Below are 20,240 nucleotides of genomic sequence, written 5' to 3'. Positions count from 1 at the left end.
CGCTGACGGAACCAGTGATGGGCGGGGTCGTTGTCCATCACCGGTGCGCCGCTGCCAGCCCGGCTCATTGAGAATCTGGTCCAGCGGCCGAACCCGGGACGGCCGTAAAACCAAACAGGACTGGCGCATGGCCTTTCTGGCCACCTTCATGATGGTGGCGGTCCAGCGACCGCTGGTGCTGCTGGTGCTGACCCTGGGCCCATGCCCAACTACACCTTCCAGCTGCTGTGCCTGTACTTTGGGCTGGTGGAAGTGTTCCTGATTGGCACCGCCTTCAAAGGCCTGTGGGCCGCCCACACCCACGTGAACTGGAACTACGACCTGTATTTCCACAACCACCGCTGGGCCTGGGTGCGCAAAACCATGTGGGCGCTGGCCCATGTTCTGGTGTTTCCGACCCAGCACCATCACCACCACGCCCGCGGCCCCAACTCCGCCCGCAACGTAACCTCCACGCTGGCGATCTACGACTGGCTGGTGTTCGGCACCCTGGCCATCGAAACCAGCAAACCCAAAGTGTACGGCTGGCGCCAGAAAGACCCCGAAGCCAACAGCGTACTGAAACGCTACTTCTGCTGGGATGTGCGCCCCTACGTACCCAAAGCGCCGGCCCCGGCCCCCGCTCCGGCCCCCTCGCAATCTTCTGCCTGAGCGGTTAATCCAGCCGGCAAAAGACTGGAAAAACGATCATTGCGACCAAGAACTGGGGCTGTTCGCGCTAATCTGTGAAATTAAGAGGAATTTCAACTGGTTAGCGAGGGCGCCCTGGAATGTGATATGAGTCGCGGTGATCGTTTTTGCAGTAACTCTTGAGATGAATTTCAGGCGGAACTGATTGACGTGGTTGGGCTTTCTACCAGTTTGGGAGGATTACTGAATTGAGATATGAGTCAGGGGCAAAGTGATCAGTGAGACTCTTATACAACTGCTAAGCTTTATTGTTGCGTGGTGCGCAACATTCTAGTATTCCTTCATGATTAAATTATTCCGCCACAAAGGACTGAAGCGGTTTTACTCGACCGGCCACACGTCTGGCATACAACCCGACCATGCCAAGAAGCTGCGTATGCAGCTGGCTGCTCTGGATACGGCGACTTCAGTGGAAGACATGGATATCCCTGGTTTTCGGCTTCATCCATTGAAGGGCAAAGACAAAGGCCAGTGGACGATTAGGGTTAACGGAAATTGGCGCATGACGTTCGAATTCCAGGACGGCAACGCCTACATTCTTGATTATGAGGATTATCACTAATGACTATGCATAATCCGCCGCATCCTGGTGAATTCATTCGTGAGGTGTACCTGGAGCCTTTCGGCATCAGCTCTCGTCAGCTTGCTTCCAGTCTGGGCGTTTCACCCTCCACTTTGTCTCGGTTGCTCAAAGGGGATAGTGGCATTAGCCCTGAAATGTCTCTGCGGCTGTCCAAGGTTCTCGGGCGTACTCCTGAGAGTTGGTTGGCGATGCAAGATATGTATGACCTATGGGTGGCTCGCGGCACAGTCAATCTGGAGGGTATTCATCGGCTGGACTTCGAAGCAGCTTAACCAGTGGCTGTTGTCAGACGTGCCTGCGCTGGCGCTTCGGCACGCCGCAAAGCCAGGCGTTAAATGTCACAGGAAGCCATGAGCAAAGGATTTGAGATAAGAGAGAACGCCAGCGGGAGAATTGAGATTTCAACCTTCTCGTTTTGGCGTTCATGGAAAGTCAGCCTGCTTCTAATGTTTCGCTATGGTTTTTATCGCTGGGGGGCTTATGTGCCACCCTTTTCGGATGAGGCGGTCCATCCCCGGTTTCACCGAGGCAGGCTGGTTATCGAGTCTGGCTGGGACAACTGGTTTGGGTATGACTGGTTCGCAACTAACGAAGAAACAGACATTTTTTTATCAAACTTCTACGACAGGCACTGTCGTGGGAAGTGAGCATTTAACAAGGCCAGGCCCAGCAACACCTTTTCCGTTGCGGCTTCGCCTCCACTACAAAGGCGCGCATGCTGGCGGCGTTATGCCCCTCTCCACACACTATTTCTAATAGTAACGTTTGACGTTAATAACGTACTGCGTCATCATTTCCTCATGATCATATCGTTCAAGTGTAAGGATACCGAGAAGCTGGCAAGCGGACGCCGCGTCAGACGCTTCGTCAATTTTGAGCGAGTTGCCTTGAGGAAAATTCGGCAACTCCAGGCTGCAAGCCAGTTAGATGATCTTAAAGTACCGCCCGGAAATATGTTGGAACCATTGCATGGTGACCGCCAAGGTCAGCACAGCATTCGAATCAATAGGCAGTTCCGGGTTTGCTTCTGCTGGACCAAGGCGGGCGCGGAAGATGTCGAAATTGTTGATTACCATTAGGAGGTAACTCATGCGCAATATTGAAGCTGTAACACCAGGCGAGTTACTGAAAGAAGAGTTTCTTGAGCCGATGGGTATTTCTCAATACCGCTTGGCTAAAGAGATCGGGGTGCCTGCTCAGAGGATTGGCCAGATTATTGCGGGAAAGCGTTCGATAACCGCAGACACGGACCTGCGACTCTGTCGTTTCTTTGGTTTGTCCAATGGTTACTGGTTGCGTGCTCAGGCGGCCTACGACACTGAGATTGCGGAAGATGCGCTGGCTGGTCAATTGGACAATATTCGCCCTTGGAGTGCTGTGTCAGAAATGGGGCATAGGGCATAACCAACGGCTGCACCGCGACCGCTTTTACGCCGCTTCGCGGCTCCAAACCGGCGCGTGAGCCGGGCGTTATGTGGCAGATCGTGAAGGGTTCTGAGTGACGGAAAAGTTGACCGAAGCGAAGGAGAAGCTTTTAAGCACAGAGTACCCGCGTTGGCGCAATCTGCTATCTTGCGCGATTCTCGTGCTTCTCACCACGGGTATGGTTTCGGGTTGGTGGTATGCCTATTACACCGTCGCTGAGATAGAGTGCCATAAAGGTATTTTGTATTTCTCAGCTGTGTGGCTGGCGGTGCAATGGGTCGTCATTGGCTATTTGTACCGCTATCAAAACATTCCCGCGTTCGCTCGCGGTGCGATCAAGTTGCTGATATTGGTTGGTAATGTATGGTTTGGGCTTTTCGTTTTTTCGCTACAATCGTGTGCCCAGTAGACCAAACATAACCAGTCACGGCGACGTCTACTACATTGCGGCTTCGCGTCCATTCCGAAGCCGCACCTGCCGCTGGCGTTACACACCATGAATAGGCCATGAATACAGCAGAGTTTATCGTTTACTACGTGGTAGTGGTTTCAGCGATTTTTTTGCTGATTGCTTTGGTGCGTTTCTCACAGTTAAAACCATTGTTCAGGGCCAGAAAAGCCTCTGCATTGGTTGAGCAAAATCATCGTGCGGCTCTCGATCAGTTGGCGCGACTGGGCATCAGAATTGAAGGGAAGGGGCCTATTCACTTTATTGCCCCTCCACCTTACACCCCAGACGAAGAACTGGTGGTTGGTGCCGAGATGGAAGTTTGGATTTCGGATGAACTTCCTGGAGTGGTCTTGAATGGCAAGCCCACCTTTCTGGCACTGTTGGCTCGCTCATTGATTCCAGCGTTCTTTGTTGCGTTCATTCTCCTGTCGCCTATTCTTTTCATTCTTAAGGGTAAATACGGTGCTGTGTAACCAATGCAGCAAGGGTTCAAGCCACGAGAAAGTGAAGAAATCCTACGCATATCCTTATCTGGTCACCGTGGTGTGCACGACCGCCCTCAGCTTCGCTCTGGCAGAGTATATTCAACACGGCCCAGTGCCATTCCCGGGTACAGCCCTGCTGCCAGTGATCATTCCCTTAGTCGTCTCATACTGGTCCTCGGCCGTTTTAGACTCGCTACTGGCCTGGAGGTTTATCTTTATTGCTGTCTCCTTGGTCATCAATCTGTGAACCGGACGCCAAAAGCGTGCCGCTTTTGGTTCCCTATGCTGGCGCTCCGGCGCCGGTTAGCTATGCGTTGGACGTCCAGACAGGAGAGCTTCTACATTTATCTTAGCGGCCAGCCGTCCGTGAGGCTGCATGGCTGGCGTTAAATTCAAGGAAGAGAGGCAAACATGGAGAAAGTTGTCACAGGCCTGTTGGTGCTGGTAGGCATCATTCATCTCTTGCCCGTTTCCGGGGTACTGGGAGTGGAGCGTCTTGCCGCTCTGTATGGCGTTTCGCTGGGTGAGCCCAACATCGAAATCCTGATGCGTCACCGGGCCATTCTGTTCGGTCTTCTTGGCGTGTTTTTGGTGTATGCAGCGTTCCAGCCGTCGCTACAAACATTGGCAATTATCGCGGGCCTGGTGAGCGTTGTGTCCTTCATCGCGATTGCGTGGTCCGTTGGTGGGTACAATGAGTCTGTCCGCAAGGTCGTTATCGCAGACATTATTGCCATCGTCGCCCTCTTTGCTGCAGGGATCATCCGTGTCGTCAGTCGCAACTGACACCTGGACACCAGGATCACCGACTTGGTTTATGGGGTGAACCTCTTCGCCGGGCGAACTGCAGGATCGCCGTCTAAGATCTGTTATGTGGCGCTGGTAAACAGCAAACTCCACAAACCGGGGAGTGATCGAAATGAGGATGTTCAAGGGTCTGGCGTTGGTTCTATCTTTCAATGTGTTATTCGTTCCAACCGCTATTGGCGAGGAGTCCCGGGCAGCGTTGGTGCCATTGCCCTCGGTGGATGACTTCACCCGCGGAGAAGATGGCTGGGGAGTTGGGCTTGGCCTGGGTGTGGAGTACGAGTCTGCCTACGAAGGATCCGATGAGTATGAAGTGGAGATCGATCCGGCCGGCGCAGTGCAATGGCGAAACGACGACGACATCTACTATTGGGCGGGTACGGCCCTGGGGTGGCGGGGGCTTCGATCAGAAACCTGGCTTTTGGACGCGGCTGTGGCTTTCCCTTTCGACGAGGGCCGGGAAGAGGATGACTCCGACGACGGTCGTTTGGATGGTCTCGGTGATGTCGACGCGAGCACGGAACTCGTTTTGCAGGCCCGTCATGCCTTTGATGCGAACTGGCGTTATTGGCTGGATGGGCGGCTTATTGCCAGCGAAGACGGGAACCTTGTTATTTTTGGGGCCGGGCGTCGTTTCGGTGATCAAACCGACGGTACGGGGTCGGACCTGAGTGTTGTTGTGGTCTATCACGATAGCGATTATGCGAACAGAGATTTCGGTATCGACGCAGAGCAGGCGGCCAATTCCGGGCTGGAGGAAACCGATCTCGACAGTGGCTTTCGCTCTATCGGGCTAAACTATACCCTTCGTTTCTTTGTCAGCGAGAGTTGGCAGATTTATGGCGAGGCGCTGTACGAGCACTTTAGTAGCGATGTCCGGGATAGCCCAATTGCGCGCAGCGATTACGAAGCGGAAGTGGGCGTTGCGGCAATTTACGTGTTCTGAATGCACTTTCCTCAAAACGCAGGACATACCCCCGGCTCACACGGAGGTTCCCCTTGAAAACCATGGGCCTGATAGGCGGAATGAGCTGGGAATCCACCCAGACTTATTACCGGTTGATCAACCAGAAAGTCCGTGACGAACTCGGCGGGCTCCATTCGGCAAAGCTCGTTCTCCATAGCGTGGATTTTGCCGAGATTGAGGCGCTGCAGCACCGGGGCGATTGGCAGGCAACCGCTGACATACTCGGTTCGGTCGCGCGGTCGGTGGAATCGGCCGGGGCCGAGTTTCTGGTTCTCTGCACGAACACGATGCACAAAGTCGCCCCTCAAATTGAACGCGCCGTCAGCATTCCCCTGCTTCACATCGCAGATGCCACCGCCAGAGTGCTCAAACAGGACGGGATCACCTGTGTAGGGCTGCTGGGCACCAAATTCACCATGGAGCAGACGTTTTACCTTGGCCGTCTTCAGGATCATGGCATTCGGGTTGTGGTGCCGGATGAGTTACAGAGAGAGCGGATTCATTCGGTGATATACCACGAGCTCTGCCGCGGGCTGGTCAGGCCGGATTCGAAAGCCCGGTATCTGGATGTTGTGGCATCGCTGGCCGAGCGCGGTGCCCAGGGCGTCATCCTGGGGTGCACCGAGATAGGGCTGCTGATCCAGGGTGCGGATACCGAGGTCAAACTTTACGACACCACAGAAATCCATGCCGGGCAGGCGGTTCGGTTTGCCCTGGGCAGAGATTAATCCGGCGGCGTGTAACGAGTTGAAAGAACCCCGTCCTACCCTAAGCTGTAAAGGGTAGCCAGGCCGTAAGGCATCATGGGCCCATACTGATGAAAGGGAGTCAGACTATGTTGATCCGCGCCGCGGCGTTCGCCGCCTTGTTGTTGACCGGGCCTGCACTGGCCGCCGAGCCGGTGGTGGTGTCGTCAAAAATCGATACCGAAGGCGCCGTGCTGGGCCAGATGGTGCTGCAGACCCTTGAGGAAGCCGGCATTCCGGTGGAGAACCGCCTCCAACTGGGCGCCACCAACATTGTGCGTAATGCGATCAAGGCGGGGGAAATCGACCTGTACCCGGAGTACACCGGGAACGCCGCGTTCTTTCACGATCAGGGTGACCGGGACATCTGGAAAGACGCCGACAAGGCGTATGAGCAGGCAGCCAGCCTGGATAAAGCGGCCCACAACATCGTCTGGCTGACTCCGGCGCAGGCCAACAATACCTGGGCGATGAGCGTGCGCGGCGATCTGGCCCGCGAGCATGGCCTCAATACGCTGGAAGATCTGGCGGAATACATCAATGGTGGCGGCGCTTTCCGGTTTGCGGCCAGCGCCGAGTTCGTGGAATCCGCCAGTGCGTTGCCGGCGTTCCAGGAAGCCTATGGCTTCACGCTGTCGTCTGATCAGTTGCTGATTCTGTCCGGTGGCAACACCGCGGCGACGCTGCGGGCCGCGGCGCTGAACGACAACGACGTTAACGGTGCCATGACCTACGGCACCGATGGCGGTCTCAATGCCCTCGACCTCAAGGTAATGGAAGACACCCGGGGCGTGCAGCCGGTTTACCAGCCGGCGCCGATTGTGCGCGCCGAGGTGCTGGAGTCCTACCCGCAGATCCGTGAGGTGCTTGCGCCCGTGTTCGAATCCCTCGATCTGGAAACCCTCCAGCGCCTGAACGGGCAGGTGGCGGTGAACGGCGTGCCGGCGGATCAGGTGGCCAGGGATTATCTGGACTCCCTGAGCCAGGAGTAAGGTTTGGCGAAGATCGACGGCACAGCGGCGCCTCGTCCGACGCCGAACCGGGTGGTTCCGGTGCTGGCGGCGGTTGCACTGGTGCTGGTCTGGCTGCTCGACCTGGGCACCATCCAACCCAACCGTATTGTGCCGGGCACCGGCCACGGCCTGGTCTCGGCCGTTGGCTGGCCGGGTGCCGGGCTGGTTTCACTGGTGCTGATTGCCTCATTGGCGGTGTCCATACTGCCGCTGGCCTGGCGCTATTGGGCGCTGCTGGTTCTGGCGGGCTTGTCGCTTGCGCTGTTGCCCCTGCTGCTCGAGGTGTTTGCCGCCCGCCATTTGCCACCAGATTCTCCCTACGCGCGCTCGTCCGTCGGCGCCGGTTTCTGGTGCCTGTTGTTCCTGCTCTCGCTGATGCTGATCGAGATTCTTGGCCGCCTGAAAGCGGGGCGCGGTGTGCAACTGCTGGTGATGGTGGTAATCGGCGGCAGCTGGCTGGTGCTGTTGCGTGGCGCCGGGCTGGAGAGTCTGTCGCTGGTGCGCGAGTTCAATGCCCAGCCGGACAAGTTTGCGCAGGCGCTGCGGGCTCATCTGGCACTGGCCTTTGGTGCCGTGGCGGTCAGTGCGGGGCTGGCGGTGATGCTGGCGCTGAAGATGATGCGCAGCCCAGCCTGGCAGCGGCCAATCCTCGGCGCCGTGAGTTTTATGCAGACCATTCCCAGCCTGGCGGTGTTCGGTTTGCTGATTGCGCCCCTCAGCGCCCTGTCGTCGGCGTTTCCGGTGCTGCAGGAGCTGGGCGTTCGCGGCATTGGCTGGGCCCCCGCGCTGCTGGCGCTGATCGCCTACAGCCTGTTGCCGATGGTGCGCAACACCTTCGTGGCGCTGACGGAGGTGCCGGAGAGCCTGGCCGACGCGGGTCGGGGCATGGGCATGAGCGAACGCCAGCTGTTCTTCCAGCTCAAAGTGCCTCTGGCGCTGCCGGTGATCATCGAGGGCGTGCGTATCACCACCATTCAGGCAATCGGCCTGACCGCCGTGGCGGCGCTGATTGGCGCCGGCGGCTTTGGCGGGTTTATTTTCCAGGGCCTGGGGCAGTCGGCCATGGATCTGGTGTTGCTTGGCGCGCTGCCCACCATCGCGCTCGCCCTGGTGGCGGACGCGTTGTTCACCCTGCTGGCGGCGAGCCTGCGGCCGGTGCCGGCGACAGCCTGATATGGCAAAGGGAAGGTGTGAATGATCGAACTGAAACAGGTTACCCGCCGCTTCGGTAACGTGGTCGCCGTTGACGCCATCGACCTGACCATTGAAACCGGTGAGGTCTGCGTGCTCGTGGGCAGTTCCGGCTGTGGCAAGTCCACCACGCTGCGCATGATCAACCGCCTGCTGCCCCACAGCGCCGGCGACATTCTGGTGGATGGCAAAAGCATCACCACCATGAATCCGCAGCAACTGCGGCTGAACATGGGGTACGTGATCCAGGGCACGGGGTTGTTTCCCCACTGGACCGTAGCCCGCAATATCGCCATGGTGCCGCGGTTGTTGAAGTGGCCGCAGGCGCGGATCGATGAGCGCGTGCGTGAGCTGATGACCCTGCTGGATCTTGATCCGGCCACCCACGCCGACAAATACCCCCAGCAGCTTTCCGGCGGCCAGGCGCAGCGGGTAGGCGTGGCGCGGGCACTGGCGGCGGACCCGAACATCCTGCTGATGGATGAGCCCTTCGGCGCGCTGGATGCGATTACCCGTGACAACCTGCAGCTGGAAATGCTGCGGATTCAGCAGCAGGTTCGCAAGACCACCGTGTTTGTCACCCACGACATCGACGAAGCCCTCAAGCTGGCCACCCGCATTGCGGTGATGGATCGGGGCCGCATTGTTCAGCACGACACGCCGGAGAATATCCTCCGGCGGCCCGCGTCTGAATTTGTCGAAAACCTGGTGGGCCGCCAGGACCGCGGGCTGAAACTGATGAGTTTGCGGCCGGTGCGTGAGCTGATGACGCCCCACGCATCCCCCAAACGGTCAGACCCCGGAGCCGACGCGCTGAAGGAGGACGACAGCGTGCGCCTGGCGCTGTCGGTGATGCTCTGGCAGGACCTGAAACAGCTGGCGGTGTTCAACGCCCGGGGCGAGGAAACCGGGGTGATCACCCGCGAACGCATCATGCAGGACGGGCTCTGATGCGGGTCTGGTTGCCCACGGTGTTGCTGGCCGCGCTGCTGGGCGGGCTGAGCGTGGGTATGTCCGTGCTTGAGCCTCTGTTTGCCTGGGTGCAACCGGACACCTCGCGGGTCATCTATGAGCGGGAGAGTTTTGCGTTCCTGCTGTACAACCACCTGATGCTGGTGGTTGTGTCTGCGGTGATCGGCACGATCGCCGCGGTGGCGGGCGGTATTTTCGCGACCCGGCCGGCGGGCCGCGACTTCCTGCCGCTGGTCAGCCAGATTGCGTCCATCGGCCAGACCTTTCCGCCGGTGGCGGTGCTGGCGCTGGCGGTGCCGGTACTCGGCTTCGGCGAGGCGCCGATCCTGTTGGCGCTGATCCTGTACGGTCTGTTGCCGATCCTGCGCAACACCCTGGCCGGGCTGGAAGGCATCGACCCGGCCGTTCGGGAAGCGGCCCTCGGCATGGGCATGTCGCCGTTGCAGGTGTTGCTGCGGGTGGAGCTGCCGCTGGCCGGTAAGGTCATTCTCGCCGGCATCCGCACCTCGGTCACCATCAACATCGCCACCGCGGCGATCGGTTCCACCATCGGTGCGCGCACCCTCGGCGATCCGGTGATCGCCGGGCTCGTCAACGGCAACACCGCCTACGTGCTGCAGGGCGCCATCCTGATCGGACTGCTTGCGCTCACCGCTGACAGTCTGTTCGAAGCGCTTGAGCGGAACTGGGATCGTCACTCCGGGCGTGTACGGCCACCCGTGTTCCGTTAAACGCTGCATTGCCGGTCAGGGCATCAATCCGTTGGGAATCGGTGACGTCGTTCATGCTGACCCCCGGTTGCCCCTGTGCCACTGACAGGGCGGTGTCGGGCCGGTTGTGGCCCCAGCCCTGGGGTATGCTGATCACCCCTTCAAACATGTCGTCGTCGATTTCCACGGGCAGCCGGATGGCGCCGGAAACTGAGGAAACCGTCGCCATCTGGCCGTCTTCGAGCCCGATCTTGCGGGCATCGGCGGCGTTCATCTGCAATGTGCAGGGGTTCTTGCCTTTTACCAGACGGTGGGAGTTCTGGGTCCAGGTGTTGTGGCTGCGGGGCAGCCGACGGCTGATCAGGGTGAAAGGGTAGTCGCTGTTCTGCGCTGACTGCAGCAGGCCCGAGGCATCGAGGCGCTTCAGGTCGTCGAGATACAGCGTCGGGGCGATGCGAATGCGGCCATCTTCGGTCTGCATGCGTTGTTCCAGGCAAGGCTGCAGTGGCCCCAGATCCACACCGTGGGGGTTGGCTTTGAGCGTCTCCAGGCTCATGCCCTGGTTGCCATAGGCGCCGTGTTTCAGGCCAAGGTCCAGCATCGCCTCCGGCGTTACCCCGTCGTCTTCCTGCCCGGTCAGGTGCAACGTCAGATCCCGCAGAATTTCCCAGTCGTGCTTTTGATCGGGGCCTTTCTCAAACATCGGTTCGGAGAATTTGGCGGTATTGCGCACCGCGAACGAGTTGAAAAACACATCGAAATGCGGCACTTCCAGACCCGTGGTGGCCGGCAGGATGATGTCCGCGTGGCGGGTGGTCTCGTTCAGGTAGATATCCACCGACACCATGAAATCGAGGGACGCAAAGGCATCTTCCAGCCGCGCGCCACCGGGAGCCGATAACACCGGGTTGCCGGCGATGGTGATCATCGCGCGGATCTGGCCGTCGCCCGGAGTGAGAATTTCATCCGCCAGGGTGGCCACGGGGAATTCGTTGTTGAAGTAGGGCAGCTTGCGCACCCGCGATTCATAGCGGCCGTAGGAGCTGGGCTTGCCCTTCTTGTCCCGCACCAGGTCAAAGGCCGGTTGCGGGAACATGGCACCGCCGCGGCGATCGAAGTTGCCGGTCAGGATGTTCAGCACGTTGTTCAGCCACTGGCAGAGGCCCCCGAACGACTGGGTAGAGGCGCCCATGCGGCTGTAGCAGACGGCGCTGTCGGCTGCCGCCATGTTCCGCGCCAGCTCGCGAATGGCGTCAGCGGTCATGCCACAGGCATCGGCGACGGTTTCGGGCGCATAGGGTTTCACTGCCTCGGAGAGTTGCTCCAGCCCGTCGATCCGGCCTTCCAGGTGGCCAAGGGTAACCAGCTGTTCCTCGAACAGCGTGTGCACCATGGCCAGCATGAACAGGGCGTCGGTTTCCGGCCGGATAAACAGATGCTGGTCGGCTTTTTTGGCGGTTTCGGTGCGGCGCGGGTCAATGACCACCACCTTGCCGCCCCGTTGCTGGATGGCTTTCAGGCGCTTGCCGACGCCCGGCGCAGTCATCAGGCTGCCGTTGGAGACAATCGGGTTGGCCCCGATGATCAGCATGAAATCGGTGTGGTCGATGTCCGGCACCGGGATCAGCATGCCGGCACCGAGCATGTAATTGGACGCCACATGATGGGGCAACTGATCGGCGGAGGCAGAGCTGTATCGGTTGTTGGTGCCCAGCGCCTTGAAAAACCGCGGCAGCATGATGGCGTTGCCGAAGTTGTGGGCGTTGGGGTTGCCCAGATAAACGCCCACCGCGTCCTGGCCATGCGACTGCTGGATGCCACGAAAACGGGTGGCGATCTCCGTGAACGCTTCGTCCCAGCTGATTTCCTGCCAGCCGTCGGCGGTGCGCCTGAGTGGCGTTTTCAGCCGGTCGCCATCGCTGTAGAAATCCTGCAGCGCGACCGCTTTGGGGCAGATGTGGCCGCGGCTGAAGGGGTCGTTGTGGTCACCCTTGATGGACAGGATCTCGCTGCCCCGATGCTGTATCTCGAGGCCGCACATGGCTTCACAGATGTTGCAGGTACGGTAGTGGGTCTGTGTCTCGCTCATATCGAAAGGCTCGGTCTGCGTATTGTCGTTGTTGGTACGGGAAGTGTGGCACAACCGGGTGCCAAATCAGACGGTCGAAATTCACACAAAGTTGGCCAATCCCGCCAAGCCAGCCGGCAAAAGACTGGAAAAACGATCATTGCGACCATGAACTGGGGCTGTTCGCGTTAATCTGTGAAATTAATAATTATTTCATTTGGTTAGCGAGGACGCCCTGGAACGTGATATGAGTCGCGGCGATCGTTTTTGCATTGACTCTTGTGATGAAAATCAGGCGGAACTGATTGACGTGGTTGAGTTTTCTACCTAGTTTGGGAAGGTTATTGAATTGAGATATGAGTCAGGGGCAAAGTGATCGTTGGGACTCATATACAATTGTTAAATGTTCATCGTGCCGTTCCGTGACGTGAAATCTTCAAACAGTTAGACTGTATGCGTCTTTGGGTGTGTCAGTTCTACTGGCCACTCACTTGTGAGTGCAACTAATACTGAAGAGCTTGTCTCTTAGGTGCTTGCGCGCCTTGCCCCGCTAGGGGTGTTAACCTTGTAACTTTTAGACACCCAAAGACCATTTTTTAAGGAAGACTGATGGCATTTTCAGACAACGTCTGGTGGACAAGAAAGGCAAGAATTCAAGCGGAAAAGAGGCTCTTAGCAAATTCGTTTCAATCTCAACTGCTCCTGCTTTGGTATTCATTTTTTGGTGTTGCTGCTTCGATTTACTATTTGAAAGTCGATGACCAAGGCGCTCTGAATAACCTTTCAGGTATAAGCTGGGTTGTTTATTCTGTTCTTGTGCTCTGTATGTCGGGTTTTATTTCTGGCTTATCTTTTAAAGAAAGAGCTGGGCTAATCAAAGAAAGTTATGAAGCTCTACAATTGATATATCAAAGGTCAAGATCAGATAATTGCGAAATTGATGTAATAGCTAAAGATTATGAAAAAGTCCTAAGCTTATGTGAGAATCATAACGATCACGACTATTTTTTAGCTCTTTGCCTTGAGTATGTTACGAACAGAAAGCCTGTCAATAAGGAAACAGGACTAAAACCAGACCTTGACCGCGGCCCAACTTGGTATCATTGGCTAAGTTTGTCATGGTGGACCTTTAAGAGATATTTAATGCTTGGTTCACTCTATGCTCTTCCTATTGCTTTGTTTTTTGGTTTAGAGGCATTTCTGTGAATGTTCGTAAGCATTTTGAAAAACACTTTTCAGAGGCGAATCTTAAGCGAATTTTCACAGAGCATGTGATCTATTCCGGTGCGACCGGTATAGACAACCTAAATCAATACTCTTTTAGGAAGCAGTTGGATGAACAAATAGAAATACTTTCACGAAAGATGCTGGCTGGAACCTATAAGTTCAGCAAATATCGGCTAAAGCTAGTAAGTAAAGGAAGGGGTAAGGTTCCTAGAGAAATAGCAATTCCAACCATACGGGACCGCATTGCGATGCGTGCAATGTGCGATTTCTTAGGTGAGCGCTTTGAGTCCAGCTTGAATCTAGAGCTTCCTCAGAGTGTTATTTCAGATGTAAAGAAAGACGTTTGCTCCAAAAAATATACTGGTTACATAAAGCTTGATGTCTCTAATTTTTATCCTTCTATAATACACTCAGAACTTAGATCAAGATTAAGAAGGAGAATCAAAGAAGAAGGAATTCTGGAAGTAATAGAGTCAGCAATATCGTCACCAACAGTTTCAGTATCGAAGCCCAGTGACGAGAGGGTTGAGCGTGGAGTGCCACAAGGCCTGGCGATATCAAATGTTTTGGCTGCCATATATTTAATAAATATTGATAGATATATGAATGCCTACCAAAATATCTCTTACTATCGCTATGTCGATGATGTGCTTATATTCTGTAAGCATAAAGATGCTGAAGAAATTTCTAGAGATGTAATATCTAAGTTTCGTAAAATTGGATTAAAAATTCACGACCCTGTTGAGGTTCCAGACAAATCTAGCATAGGCCGAATAAGCAACCGCTTCGACTATTTGGGTTACCAGTTCGATAATAGCTTAGTTACTGCAAGGCAAGCTACAGTTGAGAAGCTGAGGGCCTCGCTAGCAGCAATATTTACTAGCTTCAAATATTCAGAAAAAAGGAATGAGAATTTTTTAGAATGGCGGTTAAATCTTAGAATAACTGGCTGTATTTTTGAAAATAAAAGCAAAGGCTGGCTTTTTTTCTTTTCAGAAATCAATGATGAAAATCTGCTCCATACCTTAGATCATTACGTGAATAAGCTAGTAAAACGATTTGGCCTGAGGATAAAACCAAAAAAATTCTCACGAGCATTCAAAGAACTAAGCCATAGAAAGTACGTGACAAATTATATTCCGAATTTTGATGATTATACGCTAGAACAACAAAAGAACGTGCTGACATATTATTTTAATATGAACATTAGAAAGAAAACTGATGAAGAGATTTCTTTTGACTTCCATAAGCGTATTGGTAAGCAGGTAAAAGATCTTCAAGAAGATATCAAAGACTTCAAGTACTAAGAATGTGCATTTAACAAGGCGGTCAACCGGACGCTGCACTTCCCCCACTTCAATAGACACGCATCGATAACTCCGAAACAGGAGAACTACGATGCCGAAGATGCTCACTGGGAAGAAAACTCAGCAGTACACCACTGAGTTCAAAGTCAAAGCGGTGGAATGGAGTCACCAAGCGCACCGCAGTGTCAAAAGCGTTGCCGAGGCGCTGGATATTCACCCCTTCATGCTGTCACGCTGGCGAAAGGAATACCGTGAAGGAAAGTTCGCCATGAAACGGGTCAAGAAAGCGCCAGCTGACGCCAAGAAGAAGATCCAGGAGCAGGATGAGATTGCTCGCCTGAAACGCCGTATAGCGGAGCTTCAGGAGGAAAACGACATCCTAAAAAAGTTTCAACGTTTTCAGGCCGAGGAACGACGGAAGCGTTCCGATTCGTCTGGCAGCACCGGCGAGAACACGGCGTAAAAGCGCTGTGCCGCCACTTGAACATTTCACGCTCTGGGTACTACGCCTGGGCCAATCGAAAGCCTGGTAAACGATCGATGGAGAATGCGGATCTGTTGCTCAAGATACGCAGGATTTTTAACGATAGTGAAGGCCGCTACGGCAGCCCAAAGGTTTACCAAGCCCTGAAAAACCAAGGTGTGCGAGTGGGAGAAAACCGTGTGGCCCGCTTGATGCGGGAATGGGGCATGAAGGCTAGGACCTACCGAATTTATCGGCGTTTGCTCACCCGGCGGGCCCTCCTGCGGGCATGGCCAAACTACCGTCTGGCCACGGAGAAGCCAGTTACCCTGAACCAGCAATGGAGCAGCGACGTTACCTACATCAAAATGGGGCGGAAGAACGTGTTTCTGGCCGTGGTACTCGACCTGTTCTCGCGTCGCATCGTGGGCTGGAAGCTGGAGGCCAGTCTGAACGGCGAGCTATCCAGCGGCGCTCTTAAGCAAGCCCTGGCGGACCGCTCACCGCCGCCCGGTCTGTTACTACATACCGACCGGGGGACCGAGTTCAGGGCTCTTAAAATGCGTGACATGCTTGCCCGTCACCAGATCGTTCACAGCATGAGCCGGCCGGGATACTGCACGGACAATGCCGAGGTGGAGTCCTTCTTCAAAAGCCTGAAAGGAGAACTGCTGCACGCAACCAGCTTTGTCACGCTTCGCCAATTAAGACACCATATAAAACACTATATTGAGCGCTTTTATAATACCGAACGGCTGCACAGCAGCCTCGGTTACCGGAGTCCGCTGGAGTTCGAGAGCGCTAACTGATGGGGGCGTGTCCAATTATTTGGGGGAATATCACGCCAAAAGCTTGGCGCTTTTGGTTCCCTCCGCTGGCGCTCCGGCGCCGGTTACCTCAGCGTTATGTGTCTTTATGAATGGTGACAGTCTCTTACAAGAATTCCGAGTGGAGCTTGAGAAACACGGCTTTTCTCAGCGAATCGTGTGGCTGCATTGCGAGCAAATTCGACTTACGAAGAGCGGACTTTATATCTATGCTCTGAATGGGTTTCCCAGTGATGAGCAGGTCAGGGCCACATACGATAAGCACTCGGCTAGTTTCGAATGTGGAGCGACTTTTATGCTTGTCGCTGCCTCAGACCGGGAAAGTTACTGCACTTTGCTAATGGACTCTTTTGGTTCCGACACTGACCGAGAGGTGCAGAAGAACATCTACATATGGGCAAATGAGCCCTACGTGAAGAATTTTGAAATTGTCTGTACTAGGTTGGGGTGGTTCCTTTGCAAGCTGAAGCCTGCAGTTCTAAGCAGTTTGGACTATGCCTTCGCTGTTAAGCAGGCCTACACATAACCAGGCAAGTCACGGCGACGGTTACTGCATTGCGGCTTCGCCTCCATTCCGCAACCGCGCGTGCTTAGCGGCGTTAGGTATAGGAGAGACTGGTGGACTTTAGCTGGAAGCCAGAGTACGAGAACCTGGCCTCAGAGTTCCTGAAACAGCACTTTGGAGGGGCACAAGGTCTAACAAATTGCTTTCCTTGCATGAGAGGTGATTACCCGTGGGGTGCCCACCGGCCTGATGTTTTAGACTCTCGTGTGCCTGCGAAAAATAACACCGAATATCATGGCCTGGAAAAACATGCCATCCAATATCAGGCTACTGCGCAGTATGAGTATGCGTTTCATCACTGGCTAATTGCCGCATCGTGGCGGCGCCAAGACATGGTGGCAAATAATTTTAATGATGATCGTCATGAAAAAGCGCTCGAATACTGTATCAAGCAAGCTTTGTACAATCGGGCACTTCATAGGTGGCAGAAGAACTCAGAAGGTTGCCTCTTGCCAGATGCATTCAGCTTTGGCTTAGATGATGGCGATGTTCGGAAGAAAGAAGAAAAGGCGCTTGAGGACATTGAAGAATTTGGGAAAATTTCAAAAACCTAACAATGCCAGTCACGGCGACGTTTACTACATTGCGGCTTTGCCTCCATTCCGTAGCCGCGCGTGCTGAGCGGCGTTAAATCTAAAACTGTTTTAGGACTATTTCTTAGATGTCAAAGCCCATTTTGCACCATTACACGAGCGGAGCTGGAGTTCTTGGGATCATCGAATCAGACTCTATATGGGCAACGCGCATACAATATATGAATGACGCGAAGGAATTTCTTCACGCTATAGAGATTGCGGAACAACACCTAAAAAAAATAGGTCATGAAAGCGATGATGACCTTAGGAAAAAGTTTTGCGAGGCGGTGTCAGATAATTTAAATCGTGCCGATAAATTAACCATATATGTAGCTTGTTTTTCTGAAATTGATGACTCACTGAGTCAGTGGCGAGGTTACTGTCCACCAAGTTTCGGTTACAGCCTGGGCTTCGATGGAGACAAGCTAGAGGCTTTGGTTAAAAACCAAGGCTTTATCTTAAAGCCATGCATATACGAGTCGGTCGAGCAAGGCAATATAGTGAAACGGTGGGTGGAAAAAGCAGTTGAGTATTTGATCGCTCGATACCGTGATTCCGAGGACTTCACAGAATATTGTCGCAAGCAAAGCGGCCATATTTTGGAAACCTTTATCCAGTTCGCTCCTTTTCTAAAACACAGTTCCTTCCAAGATGAACGCGAATGGCGGCTTGTATCAGTAATTCCTACTGATGATAGCCGAACTGAACTTAGGCCCGGAAAATCAACTCTTGTGCCCTATGTGAAGGTAAAGCTTGGCCTTTCATCAGATCAAACGCCTTTATGGAACCTAAGGGTAGGGCCCACTCCACATAAAGATTTAGCGATGAACGCCATAACCGTGATGTTCAATAAAGTTCGCTTCAGGAACGGTATTGCAGCAAGCGAAACTCCATATCGGGATTGGTAGGATTTAACAAGTAGCGTCAGTCGGACCATTTTTTCCGCTGCACTCCACAAAATGGCCGCTGCGCACGGCTACATGGACTCCCCCTGCGGTCAAGCAACGCCATTTGATTCCAGAGCGGTTTGAGACTGCGGTTCTCCATTCGGCCTCTCTGTGGGCACTGTTGCCCGGGCCAGGATGATGATGCGTGTGAGTGATGACCTCATTCGTTAGTCGGCTTTCTAAAGCCGCGGAGCGCAACAGGTTCTATCACTCTCGGTCTGACCGTTCCGTCATCGCTTGCCGTTGCAAGACTCGGCTGGCAGGCGTGTTCTGCCTGTCGTTGGTACTCGGTTATTAGCCCTCCACAGGCTGTGACTTAAACTCTGTCTGGTTCATCATTAGCGCCCATATGATCCGCGCGTTCTTGGCCGCCAACGCGACTGCCGCTCGTTTGTACCCTCGCCGCTCTACCAGTTCCCGCGCCCAGCGACTGAGACGATCGTGTTTATCCGGTAATTTTGCAATCACCGCTCGGGTGCCATGGATCAACAATGTTCGCAGGTATTTGTCCCCACGCTTGGTGATTCTTCCCAGTCGAACTTTGCCCCCGGTCGAGTATTGTCGAGGCACCAGCCCCAGCCACTCGGCGAAGTGTCGCCCGCTTTTAAACTGTTTGGGGTCGGGTGCGCTGGCGAGTATGGCTGTCGCGGTTTGAGGCCCAATGCCGGGTATGGCCATCAGGCGCTCGGCCCGCTCATCGTGCCGGGCCATCGCTTCGATCTCCCGGTCGTACGACAGTATTTCCTCATCAAGCTGGAGAATGCGCTGATTGATATTATTCAGTAACCGACGGGCCAGCATCGGTAAACCATTCTCCGCGTCCTCCAGGATCTCTGGAACCCGGCGCCGCGCAGAGTAACGCCCCTGGGGAATGATCAGGCCGAACTCGGCTAACAGGCCCCGAATCTGATTGATCTGCGCAGTGCGTTCCATAGTGAGCCCACGGCGAATACGGTGCAGGCACAGCGTCGCTTGCTGGTCTTCGGTCTTGATGGGAACGAAGCGCAGATTGGGCCGACCGACCGCTTCGCAGATGGCCTCGGCATCGTTGTCGTCATTCTTGCTGCTCTTGCGATACGGAGCCACAAACCGGGGTGCAATGATCCGAACATCATGGCCGAGCTTGGTCAGTTCACGCGCCCAGTAGTGAGCGTCCGAGCAGGCTTCCATGCCGATCAGGCAAGGAGGTAATTGTGCGAAGAACGGCAACAGCTCGGGTCGATTCAGTCGTTTGCGAACCACGACCTTGCCGTGTTGGTCGGTACCATGAATACTGAACACAGTTTTCGCCAGACCGATGCCAATGGTTGTAACATTCATGATGACTCCTCCTGCTTTTGATTGAAGATGTCGACACCTTCAATGTGGCACATGGATGCCGTGGGAGCTGGGGGAGTCCATATCATTCGTTAGGACCAGGGAGGGAATATGAATCGCACGACCTATAAAGCATTCCAATCCCTTATCAGTTGGCAGACACTAATGAGTGGGTGGTTCGCGTGTCTATTATTCGTCATCATGGCGCAAGGGCACAGTCACTCGAAAAGACTGTCAGCGCCAGCAAAAAAGTGAAAAGCCTCGAAGAAGCAGAGAAACTTTCAATGGAGTTTGGAAAGCAAGTAGTTGACGGAAAATACCCCAATATTTCCTTGGATGACCTCTCGTAGCTATAGTCGTTCTAGTTAGCGGTTGGGCAAGGTAGGAGAAGATCATGAAGATTAAAAAAAATCTGCTTTTAATCGCATTTTTCTTTTTTGGCATTTCGGCAGCGGCTTCAGGCGCATGTCCTTATGATCCAAACTGCTTGAATAATCCTTACGGCGCTGGAAGTCCATATAAGTCCGACGGACTAAACAACCCCTATAGTCAATATGGCAGCCCGTACAGCAACAAATCTCATACCAACCCCTACGCAACAGATGCTCCTAAGCTTTACGATAGTCAAGGTGACTACCGCGGGCGGCTTAGCAATAACCCATACGATCCGGATTCAACATCTAATCCTTATGGAAGGTATGGAAGCCCCTATTCCCCGGACAGCATCAATAACCCCTATGGGGCCGGGAATCCTTACTCGAATGACCCAATTTATGTTGTGCCGTCGAGGTAATGTTCCCTAACCAGTAGTGCCAGTCGGACCGGTTTGTCGCGCTGCGCGCGACAAACCGGCCGCTGCGCATCGCGTTACACGAAATGAGGTTACCGAAATTCTGGGGAATGT

Annotated in this window: 24 protein-coding genes and 1 pseudogene; 23 read left to right on the top strand and 2 right to left on the bottom strand. The window is 54.5% G+C overall.

What is annotated here, in order from left to right:
* The first annotated feature begins 201 nt into the window (after positions 1–201).
* From DYI22_RS05515 to DYI22_RS05445, 15 genes are all read left to right on the top strand, one after another.
* A complete protein-coding gene (locus tag DYI22_RS05515) occupies positions 202–651 on the top strand; it encodes a hypothetical protein (protein WP_213477041.1) in 450 nt (149 codons plus the stop codon).
* Between the two features lie 322 nt (positions 652–973).
* Positions 974–1,252 (top strand): type II toxin-antitoxin system RelE/ParE family toxin, encoded by a 279-nt coding sequence (locus DYI22_RS05510; protein WP_213477040.1) that lies wholly within the window; start codon positions 974–976, stop codon positions 1,250–1,252.
* Positions 1,252–1,545, top strand: a complete 294-nt coding sequence (locus tag DYI22_RS05505; protein ID WP_012137899.1) for a HigA family addiction module antitoxin — start codon at positions 1,252–1,254, stop codon at positions 1,543–1,545. The genes DYI22_RS05510 and DYI22_RS05505 overlap by 1 nt, the downstream gene beginning before the upstream one ends.
* A gap of 63 nt (positions 1,546–1,608) precedes the next feature.
* The gene (locus tag DYI22_RS05500) at positions 1,609–1,920 is read left to right on the top strand and encodes a hypothetical protein (RefSeq protein WP_213477039.1); all 312 of its coding nucleotides are present in this window, start codon (positions 1,609–1,611) and stop codon (positions 1,918–1,920) included.
* A gap of 153 nt (positions 1,921–2,073) precedes the next feature.
* A complete protein-coding gene (locus tag DYI22_RS05495; protein WP_213477038.1) occupies positions 2,074–2,352 on the top strand; it encodes a type II toxin-antitoxin system RelE/ParE family toxin in 279 nt (92 codons plus the stop codon).
* 10 nt (positions 2,353–2,362) lie between these two features.
* A complete protein-coding gene (locus DYI22_RS05490; RefSeq protein ID WP_213477037.1) occupies positions 2,363–2,677 on the top strand; it encodes a HigA family addiction module antitoxin in 315 nt (104 codons plus the stop codon).
* A 94-nt stretch (positions 2,678–2,771) separates the two neighbouring features.
* Positions 2,772–3,107 carry a hypothetical protein gene (locus DYI22_RS05485; protein ID WP_213477036.1) on the top strand — a complete coding sequence of 112 codons (336 nt, stop codon included), beginning with the start codon at positions 2,772–2,774 and terminating at the stop codon, positions 3,105–3,107.
* 98 nt (positions 3,108–3,205) lie between these two features.
* On the top strand, positions 3,206–3,622 hold the full coding sequence (locus tag DYI22_RS05480; RefSeq protein ID WP_213477035.1) for a hypothetical protein: 417 nt from the start codon (positions 3,206–3,208) through the stop codon (positions 3,620–3,622).
* A gap of 423 nt (positions 3,623–4,045) precedes the next feature.
* Positions 4,046–4,420: a phosphopantetheine adenylyltransferase gene (locus tag DYI22_RS05475; protein WP_213477034.1), complete on the top strand. Its 375-nt coding sequence runs from the start codon at positions 4,046–4,048 to the stop codon at positions 4,418–4,420.
* A 133-nt stretch (positions 4,421–4,553) separates the two neighbouring features.
* On the top strand, positions 4,554–5,387 hold the full coding sequence (locus DYI22_RS05470) for a MipA/OmpV family protein (protein ID WP_213477033.1): 834 nt from the start codon (positions 4,554–4,556) through the stop codon (positions 5,385–5,387).
* A gap of 53 nt (positions 5,388–5,440) precedes the next feature.
* Entirely contained in the window at positions 5,441–6,136 is a 696-nt protein-coding gene (locus DYI22_RS05465) for an aspartate/glutamate racemase family protein (RefSeq protein ID WP_213477032.1), read from the top strand.
* Between the two features lie 107 nt (positions 6,137–6,243).
* On the top strand, positions 6,244–7,146 hold the full coding sequence (locus DYI22_RS05460; RefSeq protein WP_213477031.1) for an ABC transporter substrate-binding protein: 903 nt from the start codon (positions 6,244–6,246) through the stop codon (positions 7,144–7,146).
* A 3-nt stretch (positions 7,147–7,149) separates the two neighbouring features.
* Positions 7,150–8,340: an ABC transporter permease gene (locus DYI22_RS05455; protein WP_228300826.1), complete on the top strand. Its 1,191-nt coding sequence runs from the start codon at positions 7,150–7,152 to the stop codon at positions 8,338–8,340.
* A 21-nt stretch (positions 8,341–8,361) separates the two neighbouring features.
* A complete protein-coding gene (locus DYI22_RS05450; RefSeq protein ID WP_213477030.1) occupies positions 8,362–9,309 on the top strand; it encodes an ABC transporter ATP-binding protein in 948 nt (315 codons plus the stop codon).
* Positions 9,309–10,061, top strand: coding sequence for an ABC transporter permease (locus tag DYI22_RS05445; RefSeq protein WP_213477029.1), 753 nt, complete (start codon positions 9,309–9,311; stop codon positions 10,059–10,061). Before DYI22_RS05450 ends, DYI22_RS05445 begins: the two co-directional genes overlap by 1 nt.
* On the opposite strand, the gene DYI22_RS05440 is transcribed toward DYI22_RS05445, so the two are convergent.
* On the bottom strand, positions 9,979–12,129 hold the full coding sequence (locus tag DYI22_RS05440) for a molybdopterin-dependent oxidoreductase (protein ID WP_213477028.1): 2,151 nt from the start codon (positions 12,127–12,129) through the stop codon (positions 9,979–9,981). The two genes, DYI22_RS05445 and DYI22_RS05440, sit on opposite strands and share 83 nt — an antisense overlap.
* Before the next feature lie 588 nt (positions 12,130–12,717).
* On the opposite strand from DYI22_RS05440, the gene DYI22_RS05435 reads away from it, so the two are divergent.
* From DYI22_RS05435 to DYI22_RS05410, 6 genes and pseudogenes are all read left to right on the top strand, one after another.
* Positions 12,718–13,314: an SLATT domain-containing protein gene (locus DYI22_RS05435; protein WP_213477027.1), complete on the top strand. Its 597-nt coding sequence runs from the start codon at positions 12,718–12,720 to the stop codon at positions 13,312–13,314.
* Complete coding sequence (locus tag DYI22_RS05430) at positions 13,311–14,642, top strand: reverse transcriptase domain-containing protein (protein WP_213477026.1); 1,332 nt, start codon at positions 13,311–13,313, stop codon at positions 14,640–14,642. The genes DYI22_RS05435 and DYI22_RS05430 overlap by 4 nt, the downstream gene beginning before the upstream one ends.
* A 91-nt stretch (positions 14,643–14,733) precedes the next feature.
* On the top strand, positions 14,734–15,105 hold the full coding sequence (locus tag DYI22_RS05425) for a transposase (RefSeq protein WP_213477025.1): 372 nt from the start codon (positions 14,734–14,736) through the stop codon (positions 15,103–15,105).
* Positions 15,084–15,914: pseudogene (locus tag DYI22_RS05420) on the top strand (IS3 family transposase); the annotation flags it as partial. The gene DYI22_RS05425 and the pseudogene DYI22_RS05420, both read left to right, overlap by 22 nt.
* Before the next feature lie 636 nt (positions 15,915–16,550).
* Positions 16,551–17,051 (top strand): hypothetical protein, encoded by a 501-nt coding sequence (locus DYI22_RS05415; protein WP_213477024.1) that lies wholly within the window; start codon positions 16,551–16,553, stop codon positions 17,049–17,051.
* Positions 17,052–17,158: 107 nt separating this feature from the next.
* Positions 17,159–17,980: a DUF2971 domain-containing protein gene (locus tag DYI22_RS05410; protein ID WP_213477023.1), complete on the top strand. Its 822-nt coding sequence runs from the start codon at positions 17,159–17,161 to the stop codon at positions 17,978–17,980.
* Positions 17,981–18,313: 333 nt separating this feature from the next.
* Here DYI22_RS05410 and DYI22_RS05405 read toward each other — a convergent pair whose 3' ends face one another.
* Entirely contained in the window at positions 18,314–19,339 is a 1,026-nt protein-coding gene (locus tag DYI22_RS05405; RefSeq protein WP_213477022.1) for an IS110 family transposase, read from the bottom strand.
* A 179-nt stretch (positions 19,340–19,518) separates the two neighbouring features.
* On the opposite strand from DYI22_RS05405, the gene DYI22_RS05400 reads away from it, so the two are divergent.
* Positions 19,519–19,686 (top strand): hypothetical protein, encoded by a 168-nt coding sequence (locus tag DYI22_RS05400; RefSeq protein WP_213477021.1) that lies wholly within the window; start codon positions 19,519–19,521, stop codon positions 19,684–19,686.
* A gap of 44 nt (positions 19,687–19,730) precedes the next feature.
* Complete coding sequence (locus DYI22_RS05395) at positions 19,731–20,129, top strand: hypothetical protein (RefSeq protein ID WP_213477020.1); 399 nt, start codon at positions 19,731–19,733, stop codon at positions 20,127–20,129.
* Positions 20,130–20,240 lie beyond the last annotated feature (111 nt).

The sequence above is a fragment of the Marinobacter lipolyticus genome (assembly GCF_018424605.1).
GTDB classification, from domain to species: Bacteria; Pseudomonadota; Gammaproteobacteria; order Pseudomonadales; family Oleiphilaceae; genus Marinobacter; species Marinobacter lipolyticus_B.
The sequence above is the reverse complement of the archived record's forward strand: the minus strand, read 5'-3'. Positions and strand labels throughout refer to the sequence as shown.

Coding starts and splice junctions, on each gene's coding strand:
- DYI22_RS05510 (WP_213477040.1), top strand. CDS start 974: ATGATTAAATTATTCCGCCACAAAGGACTGAAGCGGTTTTACTCGACC.
- DYI22_RS05460 (WP_213477031.1), top strand. CDS start 6,244: ATGTTGATCCGCGCCGCGGCGTTCGCCGCCTTGTTGTTGACCGGGCCT.
- DYI22_RS05470 (WP_213477033.1), top strand. CDS start 4,554: ATGAGGATGTTCAAGGGTCTGGCGTTGGTTCTATCTTTCAATGTGTTA.
- DYI22_RS05505 (WP_012137899.1), top strand. CDS start 1,252: ATGACTATGCATAATCCGCCGCATCCTGGTGAATTCATTCGTGAGGTG.
- DYI22_RS05480 (WP_213477035.1), top strand. CDS start 3,206: ATGAATACAGCAGAGTTTATCGTTTACTACGTGGTAGTGGTTTCAGCG.
- DYI22_RS05450 (WP_213477030.1), top strand. CDS start 8,362: ATGATCGAACTGAAACAGGTTACCCGCCGCTTCGGTAACGTGGTCGCC.
- DYI22_RS05495 (WP_213477038.1), top strand. CDS start 2,074: ATGATCATATCGTTCAAGTGTAAGGATACCGAGAAGCTGGCAAGCGGA.
- DYI22_RS05490 (WP_213477037.1), top strand. CDS start 2,363: ATGCGCAATATTGAAGCTGTAACACCAGGCGAGTTACTGAAAGAAGAG.
- DYI22_RS05500 (WP_213477039.1), top strand. CDS start 1,609: ATGTCACAGGAAGCCATGAGCAAAGGATTTGAGATAAGAGAGAACGCC.
- DYI22_RS05405 (WP_213477022.1), bottom strand. CDS start 19,339: ATGAATGTTACAACCATTGGCATCGGTCTGGCGAAAACTGTGTTCAGT.
- DYI22_RS05515 (WP_213477041.1), top strand. CDS start 202: ATGCCCAACTACACCTTCCAGCTGCTGTGCCTGTACTTTGGGCTGGTG.
- DYI22_RS05445 (WP_213477029.1), top strand. CDS start 9,309: ATGCGGGTCTGGTTGCCCACGGTGTTGCTGGCCGCGCTGCTGGGCGGG.
- DYI22_RS05395 (WP_213477020.1), top strand. CDS start 19,731: ATGAAGATTAAAAAAAATCTGCTTTTAATCGCATTTTTCTTTTTTGGC.
- DYI22_RS05435 (WP_213477027.1), top strand. CDS start 12,718: ATGGCATTTTCAGACAACGTCTGGTGGACAAGAAAGGCAAGAATTCAA.
- DYI22_RS05410 (WP_213477023.1), top strand. CDS start 17,159: ATGTCAAAGCCCATTTTGCACCATTACACGAGCGGAGCTGGAGTTCTT.
- DYI22_RS05440 (WP_213477028.1), bottom strand. CDS start 12,129: ATGAGCGAGACACAGACCCACTACCGTACCTGCAACATCTGTGAAGCC.
- DYI22_RS05425 (WP_213477025.1), top strand. CDS start 14,734: ATGCCGAAGATGCTCACTGGGAAGAAAACTCAGCAGTACACCACTGAG.
- DYI22_RS05475 (WP_213477034.1), top strand. CDS start 4,046: ATGGAGAAAGTTGTCACAGGCCTGTTGGTGCTGGTAGGCATCATTCAT.